Source organism: Ulvibacterium marinum, assembly GCF_003626755.1.
Taxonomy (GTDB): domain Bacteria; phylum Bacteroidota; class Bacteroidia; order Flavobacteriales; family Flavobacteriaceae; genus Ulvibacterium; species Ulvibacterium marinum.
In genome coordinates this window covers 371035-385472 of record NZ_RBCJ01000003.1, presented here as the reverse complement: position 1 = coordinate 385472, position 14438 = coordinate 371035, and the positions used below count along the sequence as shown (strand labels likewise).

Here is a 14438-nt window from a genome sequence, read left to right as displayed (position 1 = left end):
AAAATAAATCGAAATGAAATTTGCACAACAACTCTTCGGAATAGGACTATCACTTTTTGCTATAACCTTATATGGATGCGAACCCAAAAAAAATAGCCTAAATAAGCAGACCATTATAGCCCAAGCTGTTCTGGACAAGGAAAAGCCATCTAACAATACCGTAAAAATCGCGTTGCTGTTGGATACGAGTAATAGCATGGACGGACTTATTAATCAGGCCAAGGCACAACTATGGGATATTGTAAACAAGTTTACCCATGCCAAGTGTGGAAATCAAGGTGCACCTAATCTTCAAATTGCCCTATACCAATACGGGAACGACAATCTTTCTTCCAGGGAAGGTTATATTCAGCAAGTATTAGGTTTTAGCGACGATCTCGATGAAATTTCAGAAAAATTATTTTCCCTTACCACAAACGGAGGAGAGGAATATTGCGGAAAGGTTATCCAAACGGCATTAGGGCAATTGGATTGGGGTAAAAATCCGGATAATCTTAAAATGATGTTCATTGCGGGAAACGAGCCTTTTACCCAAGGAAAATTAAACTATGAAGATGCCGCAATCAATGCGAAGGAAAAAGATGTAATCGTAAATACTATCTTTTGTGGGGACTACCAACAGGGAATCCATACCCAATGGAAGCACGGAGCAACCCTAACCGGCGGTGAGTATACGGCCATTGATCACAATAGAAGGGTGGTACATATAGATACCCCCTATGACGATGTAATCATAAAATTAAATTCCAAATTAAACAAAACGTATATCTCCTATGGGGCTCTTGGAAAGAAAAAAATACAGATTCAACTCGATCAAGATGATAATGCCATGGAAATGGAAGAAGCGGTGGCTGTAAAGCGTGCCGTGAGCAAAAGTTCCCGATTGTATAAAAATTCTAAATGGGATTTGGTGGATGCCTATGCTGAAGGAACCGTAGCGTTAGGTAATATCAATTCAGATGAATTGCCTTCCGAATTAAAAAACAAAACCTCAAAGGAAATTGAATCCTATATCCTGAAAAAAAAGGAAGAGCGAAAAAAAATCCAAAAAGAAATTCAGGAACTCAATGCCAAACGAGAAATCTACATAGCAAAAAACCGAAAGGAAAATTCCAAGGACAATTTGGAAGGGGCCATGTTGGAAGCTATTGAAAAGCAAGCGGCCCAAAAGAATTATAAATGGTAATAAGATAGGACTTTAAAAATACGTCTTATTCATTGGTTCACAATGGGTGAGGCGTTTCTGCTTTTACGATCTTACTGGGCTGCAGGACAATAACAATCGTAGCGCCTTTCGGATTGTCCGAAATCATAACCAACCGTAATCTGGTGAAACCCGCCATTGTCAAAACGGATGTCACCCATTTGATAGGAATAGTTATAGGATACCATGAAGTTGTTGATATTGGCACCTATAATCGGAGTGATCAGTTGTAGCCTTTGCTCACCAAAACTGCCATCGGTCTGGAACTGGGCCCCATCAAAACTTCTTCTGTAGGATAGACCGCCCCATATACGTCCAAAGCTTACATCCTTATATACCTTAGCATTGATATCGATGGTTCTTTCCTCGGTAAATTCAGTCAATTGAAATAGCACTGAAGGCTCATATTGCCATTCGTTACGCCCAAAAACATATCCTGCGGAAATTAGATATCGTCTTAGGTTATCGAACTCTATAGCCGTATATAAATCACGCCCTGAACCCAAGACATTAAGTACGGAAAAATGGGCATAAAATTCCATAAGACTGTAGGACATGCCCAAATCCATATTAAAATAGCTGACACTATTTCTTGTTCCCGTAATAATCGGATCAGGGATTACGGAACGGAATTCCGTCTCATCCAAACTACTTTGAATTAGACCTCCACTAAGTCCAAAGGACAACTGATTGAGATATCGGATATCGCCTCCTAACTTTAAATGATGTGCATAGGTCAACTTTAAACCTGTCTGGGAATGATATCCATTGGCATCGTTAAAGAAGATGGCTCCAACCCCACTATTACTGTCACCCAATCTAAAATGGGCATTCAAGGTCTGGAGATTGGGAGCTTCGTCCACACTAAACCATTGTTGTCTTATAGTGCCCCTTATCTTTCCACCTTCCCCAATGCCTGCCATAGAGGGGTATACAAGGTAGTAGTTATCAGATAAGTAATCAAAATATACGGGAATCCCTTCCTGGGCAAATGACTTAAGGCCAAAAGCAAGAAAGAAGTACAAAGGCAGTAAGCGAAGTTTCATCAAATTTGGGGGGGATATGAATTAATATCGACTAAATATAACATATAACGAACGAAACGCTACATTATTATATATGCAAATACCGAGAAAATGGTTGTATTTTTGAAAAAAATTAGTAGCAATGAAAGAGTATACCATTACCGTAGTCCCCACTCAAAATCCGACCATATTAAAATTTGAGACAAATCAAAACCTCACCCAAGGGAATAACTATGAGTTTAAAAACATTGACGAAGCCAAAAAATCTCCACTGGCCCAGCAGCTATTTTACCTTCCTTTTATAAAAACTGTCTATATCTCCGGAAACTTTATAGCCTTGGAGCGGTTTGATATTGTGGAATGGGAGGATGTAAAGGACGAGGTGGCCCAGCAATTGGTGGAATATCTGAATGCGGGAGAGCCCGTTGTCCTGGAAGAAGCTATTGGAAAAAAAGTTCCCGTAACCGTCTATGCCGAGGTTACTCCTAACCCTTCTACAATGAAATTCGTGGCGAGCAGAAGAATTGTCCCTGAGGCTTTTGAATTTAAAAATATTGATGATGCAACGGAATCCGAACTGGCTAAACAACTATTTCATTTCCCTTTTGTAAAACAAGTGTTCCTGGACGAGAATTATGTTTCCATTAGCAAATACGAAATGGCGGAATGGGATGAAATTACCATGGAACTACGAGAGTTTATACGGGATTTTATCGCGGACGGAAAAGAAGCCGTAACGCCAAATGCACATGCCATAAAATTGGGTAGCGCACCAAAAGAACAGGAAGTAAAGGAAAATTTGGATAACACTTCCCTGCAAATCATAGATATTTTGGAGGAATATGTGAAACCGGCCGTAGCCAGTGATGGGGGGAATATTCTTTTTAAGTCCTATGAGGAAGAAAGCAAGACCGTGAACGTAATCCTGCAAGGGGCATGCAGCGGTTGTCCATCTTCTACCTATACCCTAAAAAATGGGATTGAGACTATGCTTAAAAATATGATGGGGGATAAGGTCAACGAGGTCGTTGCCCTAAATGGTTGATTTTTGACAAGGGATATTTAATTCCAACTAATATTCCCTAACTTTAATAGAATTTAAAAACACAATCATTATGGCAGTTTTAAAAGTTATTGAAGTATTGGCAAACTCCGATGAAAGTTGGGAAGATGCCACAAAAAAAGCAGTGGCGGAAGCCTCTAAATCTGTAAAGAACATCCGTTCGGTATATGTTAACGAGCAGAGTGCTACTGTAGACGATGGAAAACTAAAGGAATATAGGGTAAATGTAAAAATCACCTTTGAGGTAAAGTAAGTATCTTTTACTATATACGTAACTACGCTCGCCAATAGGCGGGCGTTTTTTATACCCTGTTTGCACTACCTTTGGATATGTCTTTCTTTAGATATTTGCTATTATTATTTTTTACCCTAAATGGGCTTGCCCAAAAAACCCAACAGATGACCCATACGTATACCAATGCCCTAATTCATGAGACAAGCCCCTATTTATTGCAACATGCCCATAATCCGGTGAACTGGCAAGCATGGAATGTGGAAAGCCTTAAGACGGCCCAAACAGAAAATAAATTGTTGCTCATAAGCATCGGGTACGCCGCCTGTCATTGGTGCCATGTTATGGAGCATGAATGTTTTGAGGATGAAGAGGTGGCCGAAGTTATGAACCAAAACTTCATAAATATTAAGGTAGACAGGGAAGAACGCCCGGATATTGATCAAATTTATATGGATGCCATCCAGATTATGACCGGAAGCGGCGGTTGGCCCCTAAACATCGTCGCATTACCGGATGGTAGACCTTTTTGGGGCGCCACTTATGTAAAAAAGGACAACTGGATCAAAGTATTGGAACAATTAAACGATCTGTACCAAAAGAACCCTTCGAAGGTTTTGGAATATGCCCAAAACCTGGTCGAGGGCCTGCAAGCGATAAATTTGGTCGAGAATCAATCGAATCTGGATATCATCAATTCCAGAGATTTAGGCGTGGGCATAAAGCAATGGTCACAATTTTTTGACAAAAAAATGGGCGGTTATCGGCGAGCACCTAAATTTATGATGCCTGTTAACCTTAATTTCCTGTTGCATTACGGTACGGTAGAAAAGGACCAAGAAATCTTGGATTATGTAAATACCTCCCTTACCAAGATGGCCTGGGGCGGAATTTTTGACCATGTTGGTGGTGGATTTTCCAGATATTCCGTAGATGCCAAATGGCATGTGCCCCATTTTGAAAAGATGCTCTATGACAATGGACAGTTAATAAGCCTCTATGCAAAGGCTTATGCCTCCTCGCAAAATGAGCTTTACAGAAGTGTTGTCGAAAAAACCATCCAATTTGTAAAAAAGGAATTGATGGCAGAAAATTTCGGGTTCTATTCTTCCCTGGATGCCGATAGTATCAACGAAAGTGGTGGTCTGGAGGAGGGCGCTTATTATGTTTGGCAAGAGGATGAATTGAAATCAATCTTGGGAAAAGACTTTCCAGTGTTTAAGGATTATTTCAATATTAATAGTTATGGGCATTGGGAGCACGGGAACTATGTATTGATACGTGATGAGACTGATGTGGAAATCGCGAAAAAACACGGCACGGATCAAAAGCATTTGAAAACAGTAATAGCGAATTGCCTTCAGCTTTTGGAAAATAGACGCAGTAAAAAAAATAGGCCCAGATTGGACGATAAAATCCTTACTTCTTGGAACGGCCTTATGTTAAGAGGTTTGGTGGACGCCTACAGATATCTTGGCAAAAAAGAATACCTGGACTTGGCCTTAAAAAATGCCAAGTTTATTGAATCGGAATTGACCAAGGAAGATGGTGGACTTTATCATAATCACAAGAATGGTATTAGTACTATTAATGGCTATTTAGAGGATTATGCCTCCATTATTGATGCATTTATTGGCCTTTATGAAACAACCTTTGAGGAGAGATGGTTGTCAAGGGCCCAGGAATTGACTGATTATTGCCTTGAAAACTTTAAGGATGAGGTAAGTGGTCTGTTCTTTTTCACTTCCCGGAAAGAACCTAGACTTGTTCGTAGAACCTTGGAAACCTCAGATAATGTTATCCCGGCATCCAATTCCATAATGGCCAAGAATCTGTTTAGATTATCTAAAATCCTTTTTGAGGCCAACTATGAAGATATTGCCCAACAAATGCTTAAAAACATTCAGGGAAACTTCGAAAAAAACGCACAAAGCCATGCCAATTGGATGCAACTGGCACTATATTTTAACAATCCATTTTACGAGGTGGCCGTTGTGGGAGAACAATATCAAGAAAAGGCGAAAGAATTGTACGCCTCTTATCTACCCAATATAGTCTTGGCCGCAGCAAAAAGAGATAGTAAATTGATGTTATTACAAAATAGATTTAAACCAAAAGAAACCTTATATTATGTTTGTGAGCATGGTTCATGCAAACTACCTGTATTGCAATCAAAAGAGGTTTTGACCCAAATACAATTTTAGAATTAATATTAACACTAGTTTAATCCTTTCTTTTTGATTGGATATTCGCTTTTTTTTATGTTTCGGAAAACCAAAAAGCTATAAAAATGGAAAAATTTACGGATTGGCAAAAGCACATTGATGAAGCAATAAACTGGATCTGGGATATATTACCAAATGTCCTCATGGCGATTATTATTCTAATTGTGGGATTATGGATAATAAAGTTTATCAACCGTATGGTCCGTAAATTCTTCCAGAAAAAGGATTATGACCAGGCTTTGGAAACTTTTTTACAGAGTTTCATAAGCATTGCGCTGAAACTACTCTTATTTGTATTGGTCATTACACAACTAGGGGTTAAATCATCATCCTTGGTCGCTATGGTCGGCGCAGCTGGTCTTGCCATTGGCCTTGCCCTACAAGGTTCGTTATCCAATTTTGCTGGAGGAGTTCTAATTCTATTGTTCAAACCTTTTAGGGTGGGGGACTTTATTTCGGCTCAGGGTGTAGACGGTACCGTAAAGGAAATCTCCATATTTACCACAAAACTCAACACCTTTGGCAACCAGGTGGCTATTATCCCGAACGGGCAATTGAGCAATAACAACATTATTAATTATAATGCGGAAAGCACGCGAAGGGACAAAATAGATATTGGCATCGGGTACGGGTCCAACATAAAAAAAGCCAAGGATATCCTGTTACAAATATGTTCGGAAAATGAAAACATCTTAAAAGATCCTATTCCTGAGGTATATGTTGGGGAATTGGCGGATAGTTCCGTCAATCTCACGCTACGTTTTTGGGCAGACAATGACGTCTTTTGGGCGGCTCATTTTTACGTGATGGAAGAAATAAAGCTCCGGTTTGATGAAGCAGGGATTGAAATTCCCTTCCCACAACGGGATATTCATATGAAGTCGGAAACTTTTAAAAAATGATTGAATCCTAAGTAGCTTTCCCTTGAATTATGAAATCCTTCAAATAATACGGTTCAAAATAGGCCACATCTTCAAACACCGATTTTTGATATTTTGCAAAGGAAAGTTTGTTCATGTCCTTAGCTGATGGAATTATAGAGTCCATAAAAACAAAGTTAGCGTGACTGAGAACTTCATCACACTTTTTAGCACCTGGGCCTAATAGCAGGGTTTTACCGGTTTTCACATATTCGGCAAACGAACTTTCCGTAATAATTTCGGCCTTTGTTTCCCTAATTTGATTAAAATTTGCGTCGAACACCGCCGAGTAAACTTCCATTCGCCGAGCATCTAACACAGGAATGATAAAATCAAAAGACTCCATTCTTGCCTGATGGGCCATACTTTCCAATGTAGCAATGGAAATCAAAGGAATATCCAAAGCAAAGCACAGACCTTTGGCGGCAGAAACTCCAATTCGTAATCCTGTATATGAACCAGGGCCTTTGCTAACCGATATGGCATCCAAATCAGAAAATGACAGCGAAGCTGTATCCAGAGCATTCTTTATGAAAACATGCAATTGCTCGGAATGTGAATAGTTTGGTGTATTGTCTTCCTTAAGCGCAAGAATATTGCCATTCTCCCCAACACTTACGGAACAATTGGTCGTTGCCGTTTCTAAATTTAGGATTACTGCCATAACGGGAGCAAAGATAGGTGGATTTCCAAAAAGACCCGTTAGGTTTTAAAACCTGACGGGTCTGCTATTCTATTTAGACTAACCGATTTAATCCAAGGCGATGGGAATTCCAAAATAAAACTCCAGTACCTTAAGTCTAAAGATATAGTCGTATTTGGTACGGATAACCTCGGCTTCGGCATTATCCAACCTGGCCTGTGCCTGGCTGAAATCGAAAGCATTCATCAACCCTACATCATAACGCTCCTTGGCATACACATAAGCCAAGCGCCTAGCATCCAAGGTTTTTTGAGCCGCTTCATAGGTCTTGAAAAAATTCGTGACGTCCACATAGGCCTGATTGATATCGGTTTCCAGGTTCAATTTGTCCTGTTCCAGTTGCAATTTGTTACGCTCCAAGTTTATTTTGGATCGCCTTACATTGTTTCGGGTGGCCCAACCATTAAATACTGGGATATTCATTTGAAAACCATAGGAAATTCCATCATTTAGCCACAGCTGATCTATAAAATCCGCTCTAAATGCAAGGGGGGGATTGTTGACAGGATCCACAGGATCTGGGATAGTCTGAAACTGATTGGTATAAAAAGTGTTGTAGTTGAAAAAAGCATCTATAGTAGGATAATTGGCTCCCTTGGCAATCTGTAGATCTTTCTCTGCCAATTCTACATTGGTCTCGGAGAATTTGATATCGTTTCGAAAAGTCAAGGCCTTGTCAAAAATAACCTTTGCTGAATTGTTCAAGACATCCGAAGGTGGAATATTGAACTCTTCATCGGCTACATCAAAATTCTCATAATCCGTAATTTGGAGCAATTGCGCCAGTGCAATACGGGACAAAAGCACTTGGTTCTCCCCGTTTACGATCTGTTGCTCCTGAGAGGCCGCAGTAGCCTCAATCTCCAGTAAATCGCCCCGGGGAAGCACCCCGGATTCCACTAATTCCTTAGTCCGCTTTACATCTTGTTCCGTTACCGCGTATTGGGCCCTAAAGACCTTTAGGGACTCCTTATTGGAAATAACCTGCAAATAGGAATTTGCTACGTTTAGACGAATATCGTCCTTTAAGTCGTCCAAGCGGTATTGGTTGGCAAGGGTGTTCAATTTAGCCCGGTTTAATTGATGGATGTTCCTTAGCCCATCAAAAATCCGCATGCCGCTATTAATACCTGCCGAAGTTGAAAAAATTTGCCCGGGCTCTATAATGTTGGTGTTCGGATTGGTAACCAAACCAGATCTTTCACTTACACTGGCGCTACTACTAAGCGTTGGTAAAAAGGCCCCCAATGCATCCGACTTGTCGATTACGGCATTTTCCAAATCCAGTTCAAATTGTTCAATAGTCAGGTTATTTTGCAGGGCATAGGTGACGCACTCCTCCAAGGTCCATTTTTTTTGTTGAGCGGTCGTAATCCCAATTGAAAATAGAATGAGTACTGCAATTGCAAATGATTTCATGTATTCTTTTATTTGATTGATGTTATTCTTATTCTGTATCCTCTTCATTCTCATCTTCTTCCTCTTCACCTTTCTTTATGGGTTCTGTCTTGTTCCATTCCTTCACCTTATCCTCCATAGAAAGTCCAGAGACTATCTCTACATTCACCCCATCAGAGATTCCTGTTTCAATATCTTTACGCTCAAATTTCTGCTCTCCTGTCTCTATTTCTACATAGGGCTCATCGGTTTCTTTGTCAAATTGTAATAGGGCTTCAGGGATGACCATAACACTATCCTTTTTTTCCAACACCAAAGAGGCATTGGCACTATAGCCCGCACGTATCATAAAATCGTCCGGAACCTGAACGTCTCCTTCAATTTTAAACTGTACCGCTCCGGTCTCTTCTATTCCCTTGGGTGCGATAAACCGTAATTCTGCATCAAGTTCTTTGTCCTCAATAGCTCCCAGGCTAATTTTTAAGGGCATACCGAGTTCCAATTTGGCAACTTCCCCCTCATCTACCTTTCCCTCAAAAATCATCTTGCCCAAGTCCGCAATAGTGGCAATGGTAGTCCCATCGTTGAAATTATTACTCTGTATCACTTGCACACCTTCTTCAACGGGAATTTCCAAAATTGTTCCGGTGACCGTGGCTCGTATATCCGTGTTGGCACTTGAAGAGCCTCCCGCGGAACCTATTCGTATAATTCGATAATCGGCCTTAGAGTTGTCCAGTTCTTGGACTGCCTGATCATATTGTAGCTGTAAATTGTTGAAGTCTTGATTTGATATCACTCCCCTTTCGTACAACTTTTTGTTCCTTTCGTACTCAATCGTAGTGTTTTTAAGGGCAATTTCTGCATTTCGGACCCTACCTTGAGCTTGATTCAAGGACTGCTCATTGGGCACAACCTTAATGACAGCTATTAGATCACCTGCCTTAACATCTGCTCCTTCTTTCAAGAATATCTTATCTATAATACCGGTAATCTGAGGTTTAATCTCGACTTCATCTTCTGGTACCACTTTACCGGTAGCTACCGTCTTTTTCTCAATGTTTGAGATAAAAGGTGTTTTTGTTTCATATACAATGGCGGATTTACTATTTGATTTGATAAAAAATGCAGCGGCCCAAAGTGCACCTAGCACCAAAACACCGATAATAATATATTTTACAATTTTGTTCATTTTATGTGTGTTTATTATCTGTTGGTTATATTATTTTCGTTTTTGTTACTATATAATTCCATCTACTTTGCTATTCCTCCCGCAACGCATCTATAGGTTTGATACTCACGGCTCTTTGTGCAGGTATCAAACCAATCAATGTTCCTAATATGACCATTATGGCCAGAGCACCCAATACATAAGGGATGGGAACCGTAGGGTTTGTATATGGAAAATCTATGTCCTGGGTAAAGCTATTGATCAATTTTAGGGTAGCTGCTCCCAAGATAATTCCCATGATACCGGCTATCATGGTCAAGAAAACAGATTCTAAAATAATCTGGGATCTTACTTCCCTAGGAGTAGCGCCCAAGGCCCTCCGAACACCAAGTTCCTTGGTACGTTCCTTTACGGAAATCAATAGGATGTTACCTATACCGATGACACCTGCCAAAATTGTGGCAATGCCTACAATAAGGGATAAAAAGGTTATGCCTTTGGAAAAACCAATGATTCTGTTGAAGGCCTCACCCAAATTGAACGAGCCAAATGCCCTTTCATCATCTGGGTGCACCCTGTGGATATTCCTTAAAAGGGCCTTTATATTATCCTCTACCTTCACCACATCCACATCGTCATGGGCCGCTATGGAAAACCACCCTACATTATCCCCAGTATTGTACAATTTTTTATAGGTAGCAAAGGGAATAAAAATATCGCCATCCCCGCCGAATCCTCCACTTGGATCAAATTTATGGACACCGATCACCTGAAAATAAACGTCATCTATTTTTATATATCCACCTATGGGATCTTCATCCTTTTCGAATAACTCCTGCTGGGTCCGCTCACCAATTACGGCGACTTTTCTTGCCTGATCAATATCCTCATCATTTATAAAGCGACCACCATCATATATTTTTTTTGGAGCTATTTTTGTAAACACCGGGAAATCCCCAAATACTGGATAACTACCTGATTTATTCTTCCTACCGATAATGGCCGGTTCCGATCCAAAAAACCCCTTAACATTCCTTGGGGCAATATACTGTAGTTCAGGAATCCTGTTTTCCATCATAGCGGCGTCTTCCAGCTTCAACTGCAATTGCCTGCCCGTTTTAAACCCTTCATGGGGAATGCTCGTACTCTGTGCCCATACAAACATGCTATTTCTCGCAATACTTTCGAACATACTTTCAAAGCCATTGTCCATTCCCTTTGCGGCCCCGGAAAGGGCTATATAGATGAAAATACCCCATAACACTCCTACTATAGTGATGATGGTCCGAACTTTGTTCTTACCTATAGAACCAAAAATCTCTTGCCAAGTATTTCTATCGAATAATAATCGCATATCAATCGTCCCTTAATGCTACAATAGGTTTGATTTTTGCCGCTCGCCTTGCCGGTACATAGCCGGCAATTGCTCCAAAAATTATCAAAACTATAGTCGCCACTGTTGCCATAGTCAAATCTATATAAGGATTGGTAATAAAAAAATCCTTTAACTTTTCACCCAATGAACTTAAAACCGCAATCCCGATCAACATACCTATGAAGCCAGAAATAGTAGTAATAAATACCGACTCCAACAAAATAGTACCAATAACGGATTTGGGGGTGGCACCCAGAGCTTTCCGTATACCCAACTCTTTGGTCCGTTCCTTTACCACAAAGACCATGATATTACTTATTCCAATGATTCCAGCTATAATGGTACCAAAAGCAACGAATCCAACGATAATCTGAAGTACACGTGCAAATTGCTGATTCTGTTTTAACTGGTCCGCCACGTTACGTATAAAAATTCCATTTTGATCTTTGGGGTTTATATACTTCTTTTCCCGTATAAAGCTATTTAGGCTTCGCTCAAATGCCATGGCTCCTGCGTAACCTATTTCCGGTTTAAAACCCACAATAATTTGATCTATTTCATCCGTATTTTTTTCGATAAGTTGTCGCGTTGTATAAGGTATATAAATAATGCGCTCTTCGTTATCTCCACCATCGTCCTGAAAAACACCAACTACCTTGAATGAACTACCGCCAATATCAATATATTTTCCAATCGAGGTTTTGGCTCCAAATAAATCTTCTTCCACAAGACGACCAATAATCGCATATTTGGTTTTATCTTTAATATCATTTTTGTTCAAAAACCTCCCTTTCATCATAATTGTCTTTTCAGCATATTGATGGGAAGGGGAGACGGCCTGAGTGGTGTAGCTATTGGATTCTTCTTTATATTTCACAGTATCCTGTCTCGAAATTCTAGGGGTAGTATATTCCAAGAACAATGGAAAATTCTTTTCTATGTCCGCAAGGTCGCTATTATCAAATTCAATTTGCCTATTGGATTTATATCCTTTGTATGGCATAGTAGTCCTACCACGAAAAACATAGAACACGTTGGTGGCGTCATCTGCAAAAAAGTCATTGAAGGTGTTAATAAGCCCGTTTCCAAAACCAAAAAGGATAACAAAAATTAGAATCCCCAAAGCAACAGTAAAGCCGGACAAGAAAGTCCTCAACTTATTCTTTTGGATTGTCTCAAAAATCTCTTTCCAGTTATCCCTACTAAACATATTCGGAAGCTCTTACCTGCTTTACTTTTTCGTCTTTTACAATAATACCATCCTTTAAATGTACAATCCGCTTACACATGTGTGCGATATCCTCTTCGTGTGTCACTACAAGAATAGTATTTCCCTGATCGTTTATTTTCTGGATCAGATCCATAACTTCATAGGATGTTTTACTATCCAAGGCTCCCGTAGGTTCATCCGCTAAAAGTACTTTGGGTTCTGCCGCCATGGCCCGAGCAATGGCAACCCTTTGCTTTTGACCTCCTGAAAGCTCATTGGGCAGATGAGTGGCCCATTCCGTTAAACCTACTTGACCCAAATACTTCAATGCCTTTTCCTGCCTTTCCTTTCTGCCCATCTTCTGATAATAGAGGGGTAAGGCCACATTTTCCATGGCATTCTTATAATTGATCAAGTTGAAGGATTGAAATACAAAACCCAAAAATTTATTTCGGTATTTGGCCGCTTTGGTTTCGTTCAAGTCTTTTATAGGCACCCCGTCCAAAGTATATTCTCCGGAATTTGCCTCATCCAACATGCCCAAAATATTGAGAAGTGTTGATTTTCCCGATCCGGAAGAACCCATGATCGCTACAAGTTCCCCTTCCTCTACAGAAAAATTGATACCCTTTAACACATGTAGGGAATTGCTCCCCATTTTATAAGATTTGTGAAGATCCTTGATTTCAATCATGGTGGTTATGTTAGTGATTTCCTAGGTGGGAAGTACCTCACCTACAATGAGACAGGCAAGTTGTTAAAATGTTACAAGATGAGTTCAAAATATTATGTTAAAAACTAGTTTACCGCCCCGTCGGGCTCCACTTTGTTCCAAACCTTGATCTTGTCGTTTTCCGCAATACCGGACTTTACCTCAACAAAAATTCCGTCGCTTATTCCCAACTCAATATCCTTTCGTTCAAATTGTTGTTCTCCTTGTTCTATCTCTACAAAGGGTTTTTTGGTCTCATCATCAAATTGTACCAAAGCTTCCTTTATGGCCAGTACGCTATCTGCCCGGCCTAGAATTATAGATGCATTGGCACTCAGTCCCGCTCTTATAAATACCGAGTCCTGTTTATTCAGCGTGCCCTTAATCTCAAACTGGATGGCTCCATTCTCCTCATTCCCTTTTGGAGCAATATAATCCAACACAGCATCAAAAACGGTATTTTCTATAGCTCCGACGGTTATTTCCAAAGGCAGGTTCTCTTCGATCTTCCCGACTTCCGACTCATCCACCTTTCCTTCAAAAATCATTTTTTCGACATCTGCTATGGCCGCTATAGTAGTACCTTCATTAAAAGTATTACTTTCTATAACCTGGTTCCCCACTTCTACCGGGACCTCCAATACCATACCACCTACCGTAGACCGAATTTGGGTATTCGCCACGTTGCCATAGCCCCTTGATGTACCGGTCTTAATGATGTCATAATCCTTATTGGCGGCGGCGTAGGACTGTTTGGCCTGGTCATGGGCAACCTCCGCCCGTTCCAAGTCCACTTTGGAGATTACCCCTTTATCAAAAAGACTTTTTTGGCGCGTAAGATTTCGAATTTGGTCATCCAAGGCAATTTTGGCCGCGTCAATAGCATTTCTTGCATTGTTCAAGGCATTTAAGTTAGGAACTACTTTGATACGGGCTAGGAGATCGCCCGACTTCACATAATCCCCCCCTTCTACAAAAATCTCTTCGATAACTCCGGAAATATTAGGCTTTATCAACACTTCCTCCAAGGGAAGAATGCTTCCGGTGGCCACGGCCTTTTTGATAATGTTTTGTTTGGAAGGCTCAGCAGTTTCATAGACAATGGGATCCTCAGCATTTTTTTGATACAAGTAATACATGGCTCCCCCAAAGGTTATAGCTATGAGCAATAAGATAATTATGGTAACCGACTTTTTCATT

Annotated in this window: 13 protein-coding genes; 5 read left to right on the top strand and 8 right to left on the bottom strand. The window is 40.3% G+C overall.

The features are described from left to right. The first annotated feature begins 13 nt into the window (after positions 1–13). Positions 14–1186: a vWA domain-containing protein gene (locus D7Z94_RS14690; protein ID WP_120712361.1), complete on the top strand. Its 1173-nt coding sequence runs from the start codon at positions 14–16 to the stop codon at positions 1184–1186. 71 nt (positions 1187–1257) lie between these two features. Here D7Z94_RS14690 and D7Z94_RS14685 read toward each other — a convergent pair whose 3' ends face one another. Continuing rightward, positions 1258–2250: a PorP/SprF family type IX secretion system membrane protein gene (locus D7Z94_RS14685; RefSeq protein WP_120712360.1), complete on the bottom strand. Its 993-nt coding sequence runs from the start codon at positions 2248–2250 to the stop codon at positions 1258–1260. Positions 2251–2371: 121 nt separating this feature from the next. Between D7Z94_RS14685 and D7Z94_RS14680 the strand changes: the two genes are divergently transcribed. The 4 genes from D7Z94_RS14680 (at position 2372) to D7Z94_RS14665 (ending at position 6651) form a co-directional block, all read left to right on the top strand. After that, the gene (locus tag D7Z94_RS14680) at positions 2372–3274 is read left to right on the top strand and encodes a NifU family protein (protein WP_120712359.1); all 903 of its coding nucleotides are present in this window, start codon (positions 2372–2374) and stop codon (positions 3272–3274) included. A gap of 70 nt (positions 3275–3344) precedes the next feature. Then, on the top strand, positions 3345–3545 hold the full coding sequence (locus D7Z94_RS14675) for a dodecin family protein (RefSeq protein WP_120712358.1): 201 nt from the start codon (positions 3345–3347) through the stop codon (positions 3543–3545). Between the two features lie 146 nt (positions 3546–3691). After that, a complete protein-coding gene (locus tag D7Z94_RS14670; RefSeq protein ID WP_170158847.1) occupies positions 3692–5728 on the top strand; it encodes a thioredoxin domain-containing protein in 2037 nt (678 codons plus the stop codon). A gap of 86 nt (positions 5729–5814) precedes the next feature. Continuing rightward, positions 5815–6651 (top strand): mechanosensitive ion channel family protein, encoded by an 837-nt coding sequence (locus D7Z94_RS14665; RefSeq protein ID WP_120712356.1) that lies wholly within the window; start codon positions 5815–5817, stop codon positions 6649–6651. Positions 6652–6658: 7 nt separating this feature from the next. Here the strand turns inward: D7Z94_RS14665 and tsaB are convergent, their stop codons facing one another. The 7 genes from tsaB to D7Z94_RS14630 form a co-directional block, all read right to left on the bottom strand. Continuing rightward, positions 6659–7333: a tRNA (adenosine(37)-N6)-threonylcarbamoyltransferase complex dimerization subunit type 1 TsaB gene (gene tsaB, locus D7Z94_RS14660; RefSeq protein WP_120712355.1), complete on the bottom strand. Its 675-nt coding sequence runs from the start codon at positions 7331–7333 to the stop codon at positions 6659–6661. Between the two features lie 87 nt (positions 7334–7420). Next, positions 7421–8791, bottom strand: coding sequence for a TolC family protein (locus D7Z94_RS14655; protein WP_120713140.1), 1371 nt, complete (start codon positions 8789–8791; stop codon positions 7421–7423). 28 nt (positions 8792–8819) lie between these two features. Continuing rightward, positions 8820–9962 (bottom strand): efflux RND transporter periplasmic adaptor subunit, encoded by a 1143-nt coding sequence (locus D7Z94_RS14650; RefSeq protein WP_120712354.1) that lies wholly within the window; start codon positions 9960–9962, stop codon positions 8820–8822. A gap of 70 nt (positions 9963–10032) precedes the next feature. Next, positions 10033–11295 carry an ABC transporter permease gene (locus D7Z94_RS14645; protein ID WP_120712353.1) on the bottom strand — a complete coding sequence of 421 codons (1263 nt, stop codon included), beginning with the start codon at positions 11293–11295 and terminating at the stop codon, positions 10033–10035. Position 11296: 1 nt separating this feature from the next. Continuing rightward, positions 11297–12526, bottom strand: coding sequence for an ABC transporter permease (locus tag D7Z94_RS14640; protein WP_120712352.1), 1230 nt, complete (start codon positions 12524–12526; stop codon positions 11297–11299). Continuing rightward, a complete protein-coding gene (locus D7Z94_RS14635; RefSeq protein WP_120712351.1) occupies positions 12519–13220 on the bottom strand; it encodes an ABC transporter ATP-binding protein in 702 nt (233 codons plus the stop codon). The genes D7Z94_RS14640 and D7Z94_RS14635 overlap by 8 nt, the downstream gene beginning before the upstream one ends. Before the next feature lie 104 nt (positions 13221–13324). After that, positions 13325–14437, bottom strand: a complete 1113-nt coding sequence (locus tag D7Z94_RS14630) for an efflux RND transporter periplasmic adaptor subunit (protein WP_120712350.1) — start codon at positions 14435–14437, stop codon at positions 13325–13327. Position 14438 lies beyond the last annotated feature (1 nt).

Excerpts from the sequence above, each read along its gene's own strand:
- D7Z94_RS14690 (WP_120712361.1), top strand. The coding sequence starts at position 14 with ATGAAATTTGCACAACAACTCTTCGGAATAGGACTATCACTTTTTGCT.
- D7Z94_RS14685 (WP_120712360.1), bottom strand. The coding sequence starts at position 2,250 with ATGAAACTTCGCTTACTGCCTTTGTACTTCTTTCTTGCTTTTGGCCTT.
- D7Z94_RS14680 (WP_120712359.1), top strand. The coding sequence starts at position 2,372 with ATGAAAGAGTATACCATTACCGTAGTCCCCACTCAAAATCCGACCATA.
- D7Z94_RS14675 (WP_120712358.1), top strand. The coding sequence starts at position 3,345 with ATGGCAGTTTTAAAAGTTATTGAAGTATTGGCAAACTCCGATGAAAGT.
- D7Z94_RS14670 (WP_170158847.1), top strand. The coding sequence starts at position 3,692 with ATGACCCATACGTATACCAATGCCCTAATTCATGAGACAAGCCCCTAT.
- D7Z94_RS14665 (WP_120712356.1), top strand. The coding sequence starts at position 5,815 with ATGGAAAAATTTACGGATTGGCAAAAGCACATTGATGAAGCAATAAAC.
- tsaB (WP_120712355.1), bottom strand. The coding sequence starts at position 7,333 with ATGGCAGTAATCCTAAATTTAGAAACGGCAACGACCAATTGTTCCGTA.
- D7Z94_RS14655 (WP_120713140.1), bottom strand. The coding sequence starts at position 8,791 with ATGAAATCATTTGCAATTGCAGTACTCATTCTATTTTCAATTGGGATT.
- D7Z94_RS14650 (WP_120712354.1), bottom strand. The coding sequence starts at position 9,962 with ATGAACAAAATTGTAAAATATATTATTATCGGTGTTTTGGTGCTAGGT.
- D7Z94_RS14645 (WP_120712353.1), bottom strand. The coding sequence starts at position 11,295 with ATGCGATTATTATTCGATAGAAATACTTGGCAAGAGATTTTTGGTTCT.
- D7Z94_RS14640 (WP_120712352.1), bottom strand. The coding sequence starts at position 12,526 with ATGTTTAGTAGGGATAACTGGAAAGAGATTTTTGAGACAATCCAAAAG.
- D7Z94_RS14635 (WP_120712351.1), bottom strand. The coding sequence starts at position 13,220 with ATGATTGAAATCAAGGATCTTCACAAATCTTATAAAATGGGGAGCAAT.
- D7Z94_RS14630 (WP_120712350.1), bottom strand. The coding sequence starts at position 14,437 with ATGAAAAAGTCGGTTACCATAATTATCTTATTGCTCATAGCTATAACC.